5 protein-coding genes are annotated in these 3625 nt (G+C 46.0%); 2 read left to right on the top strand and 3 right to left on the bottom strand.

Annotated features, from left to right (window positions below; genetic code table 11):
* Window positions 1-309 precede the first annotated feature (309 nt).
* Window positions 310-528, bottom strand: a complete 219-nt coding sequence (locus tag QJ48_RS23595; RefSeq protein ID WP_025851086.1) for a hypothetical protein — start codon at window positions 526-528, stop codon at window positions 310-312.
* 188 nt (window positions 529-716) lie between these two features.
* On the bottom strand, window positions 717-1328 hold the full coding sequence (locus QJ48_RS23600) for a stage II sporulation protein M (RefSeq protein ID WP_054975932.1): 612 nt from the start codon (window positions 1326-1328) through the stop codon (window positions 717-719).
* Window positions 1329-1424: 96 nt separating this feature from the next.
* On the opposite strand from QJ48_RS23600, the gene pdaB reads away from it, so the two are divergent.
* Window positions 1425-2210: a polysaccharide deacetylase family sporulation protein PdaB gene (gene pdaB / locus QJ48_RS23605; RefSeq protein WP_054975933.1), complete on the top strand. Its 786-nt coding sequence runs from the start codon at window positions 1425-1427 to the stop codon at window positions 2208-2210.
* Between the two features lie 34 nt (window positions 2211-2244).
* Here the strand turns inward: pdaB and QJ48_RS23610 are convergent, their stop codons facing one another.
* Window positions 2245-2841, bottom strand: a complete 597-nt coding sequence (locus tag QJ48_RS23610) for a KinB-signaling pathway activation protein (protein WP_054975934.1) — start codon at window positions 2839-2841, stop codon at window positions 2245-2247.
* 135 nt (window positions 2842-2976) lie between these two features.
* On the opposite strand from QJ48_RS23610, the gene gerD reads away from it, so the two are divergent.
* Window positions 2977-3625, top strand: a 649-nt coding sequence (gene gerD / locus QJ48_RS23615; protein WP_054975935.1) for a spore germination lipoprotein GerD, incomplete at its 3' end; no start/stop codon positions are given.

A 3625-nucleotide genomic window follows, 5' to 3' on the forward strand; every position in this document is an offset into this window, starting at 1 on the left:
AGCTGATTAAAGCTCAAAATTTACTACTGACGAGAATTTACATTCTCTTTATGACACTCACTCGATGTTCAGTTTTCAAAGGGCAATTTCCTTTAACAACTGCTGCAATGTCAAGCTCTGCAGCCTTTGTTTCTTGTTGTCACCTCGTTTAGCGGCGACTTTTATAATATATCACATTCGCCTGTCGAAAAGCAAGCTTTTTTTTATTTCTTGTTGTTTCCAGAGGTGAAGCTGCTTGCTTGCAAAAGGAGAACGAGTAATAAAGTATCATAAGAGCGCACCGGAAGTCAAGCGTTTTTTCGATTTATTTTAATGGTACATCCGGTTTCTTGCGTATTTCGAAATTTCTTTTGGCGAGGCCAGGCGGGCATACATGCGGAAAATGACTTTGTACCGCGATTCGATCGCCGTTTTGATGTCCGCATCGATTCTCTTGTCGTTCAAGTCGAAGAGCATTTCATCCAGCTCCTTGCGCAGGACGTAATCCAGTTCTCTGCATTCCCTTTCGTTAAACAAAAAGCCAAGCATGCCGATGTGGCCCCTTTCCAAAATGAAGTGCGCAAATGCAAAAAAGATATGCAGCGTTAGCGTAATCGAACCTAAACCAAGAAAGTCCGGCGCTTATCTGCATACCTCTGGATATCGCCAAAACCGTCTTGTGTTTTACTGTTATGCACAGTTTTGGGTATTTTTATTAGTTTGCGTTTCATTTATTTTTATCCGCGGGCCAGCCATAAGGTTAATGTACTTTCGATTAACGCGGCCACGAAAAGTACGGCCACGAGCATTACACTGACAGGCAGCAGCGCTTTGATAAACAGCAGAAACTGTTCTCTTGTCTTGACGGAACGGGTCGGACTAAGTGCGGAAAGCAGCATCTTCAGTACCATCACGCCCAATCGCAGCCCGAAGGCGCAAGCCACGATAATTGCCGGAATTTCCAGGATTCCGTGGGGAAGGATTGTTTTGATCACATACAGCCAGGATTGCTTCTGGGCCGATACCATACATACGTAGCCAAGCAGCAAGCCGTTGGCAAGAAGAAAGAACAGCGGGAATACCCCGAAGAACAGTCCTAGGGCAATAATCAATAAAGATTTGGAAGCATTATTCCAAAAGATGAGCCAAAATAATGACCATTGCTGATTCGGCTTGCTTGCAATGGAATCCGATATTTGTTTTAAAGCTTCGAGCTGGCCGTTGATGAATGCATGAAACTGGCTTGAGTACAGTGCACCCATCACGATCCCCGCGACAAATACCAAGGTGGATGCAATAAAGTAATGCTTCATCAGCTTCATTTGCATAAAGGCATTTTTCCAATTCAATGAGAGTCCTCCTTTTAAGCATAAGATATGGGTACGAGCATACACATCTACTAATACAAGCCTTTCCGGACGAGATGGGCAAAGGAGGCCTAGCCAGTGAATTATTTTTATGTCATGAACGGCAAAAAGCTAAAACAAGCGCTAATTATTACCGTTGCTGTCCTGTTCGCCATCGGCATCATTTATTCGGAAAGGGAAAATGTTTCCGTCTTCTCCCAATACGAACCCGCCGCGGTCTACAGCATTCCCACGGAAAGAAAGGTGATCGCTCTCACCTTCGATATCAGTTGGGGAGATACACGCACGGAGCCGATCCTTCAGATTTTGCAAAATAAGGGGATTCGACACGCAACCTTCTTCTTATCGTCCCCTTGGACCAAAAGCCATCCCGACACCGTGAGCAAAATCGTCAAAGGCGGGTGGGAAATCGGCAGTCACGGACATAAGCACGTGAACTACAGCAGCTTGAACGATGAGGAAATTCGCGCCCAAATTAAGACGGCTCACCAAATCATTCAGGAAGTCACCGGCACAAGTCCGAACCTGCTGAGGCTCCCTAACGGCGATTTTGACAAACGCGTGCTGCGGATCGCGAACGAGCTGCGTTATACGGTCATTCAATGGGATACGGATTCGCAGGATTGGATGAATAAAGGGGTCGACACGATCATCAACCGCGTCTTATCTAAAGCGCATCCCGGCGATATCGTGTTATTTCACGCCAGCGACTCCGTAAAGCAAACCCACGAAGCGCTCCCCGTTATTATCGACAAATTACGTGAAAAAGGTTACGAGTTCGTGACCGTCAGTCAATTGATGAAGCAAACGAAGGTCGGCAATCAACCGCCTGTCGAAGATCAAACCATGAAGCCTGTACGTTAACCCCGCTTCTTATACAAAAAAACAGCAAGAGCCGTTACATCGGCTCTTTATTTGTGTTCAGCACTTTGCTGAGGATCAATATTTGCCAAGCATTGCACAAGTACAGCGGAACCATCATAAAGATTGTAGAAGCCGCGTTGTCGAGCCGCAGGGAAGGAATAGCCTCGATCGCCGTGACCGCGATCATAAAGAATAATGTCGGAATGGCGGCGCTTCGATTCGTCATTTTTACTTTCCACCAAGCTACGCCGATTGACACCATAATGAGCGAAAGCGGAAGGATCATATACACTCCCCAGCTCATCTGCTGCTCACTGCTCACATAGCGCAAATAGATCAGATCGAACAAGACGATCACCGTAATGATCAATTGGACGATATCCCAGGCCCATTTTCGAAGAATACCGCCTATGATATACCGGACAATCAAATAAGCGAAAAAGCCCATCTGGCTCAACACACTGATCGTAGCACCGCCAAGGATCATCGTGATCACGCTAAAGCCGATTTGTTTTCCGCCGAGCTCAACCTGTTGGTCCGTCAATTGTAGTGCAAGCCCGGCAATAACGGCCGTCACGGCACCGATCAGCAGCGTGGTCCAAAATAAATAAAACCATTTTCTTAACGTCACGACCGCTATACCCCCAATAAGTCATTTCAACAGTTAATTGTACCAACCTTCACAATAAAAAGCTAACAACAATTGTGTTAATCCCCGGGGACGTAACAAATACTAACGGCAAAACAATGAAAGGAGCCTGAACTGATGATAGCGCGATGGATTCGTTTTTTACCCGCCGTCCTAATCGTCGGCTTCTTAACTTCCTGCGGTTCCGAATCACAAGCTTCATCCGCCGGCGGCGGGAATACTTATAAAGACACCAAGTCGATGGTTCTCGATATTTTGAAAACCGAAGACGGGCGGAAAGCTATCCAAAAAGCTACCATACAGGAGAACAGCAAGCTCCAATTATTATCCGCCGGCGATACGCAACAGCTTCAGCTTGCTGTAAAGGATGTGTTGACCGATACGGAGAGCAATCAGTTTCTGCAAAAAATGATTAGCGATCCGAAATTTGCCGGTGATTTCGCGAAGGCCATTCAAAAAGATACCAAGCAGCTTCAAAAAGATTTATTAAAGGACCCGGAATATCAAAAAGCAATGATGGATGCGATGAAAAGCCCGGATTTTGAAATGATGATGCTCGATACAATGAAAGGAAACGCCTACCGCACTCAAACGAAAGCTGTCATTCAGGAATCGCTCCAAAGTCCGATCTTCCGCATGGAAATGATGGAATTAATGAAGAAGGTGCTGCAGGAAGAATCGATGCCTAAGCAGCAAGGACAACAAGGAAAAGGACAACAAAAGCAAGGTGGAGGACAAGGAAAGCAGCAAGGCGGAGGGTCCAAGC

The sequence above is a fragment of the Paenibacillus sp. A3 genome, from assembly GCF_001399685.1.
Lineage (GTDB): Bacteria > Bacillota > Bacilli > Paenibacillales > NBRC-103111 > Paenibacillus_G.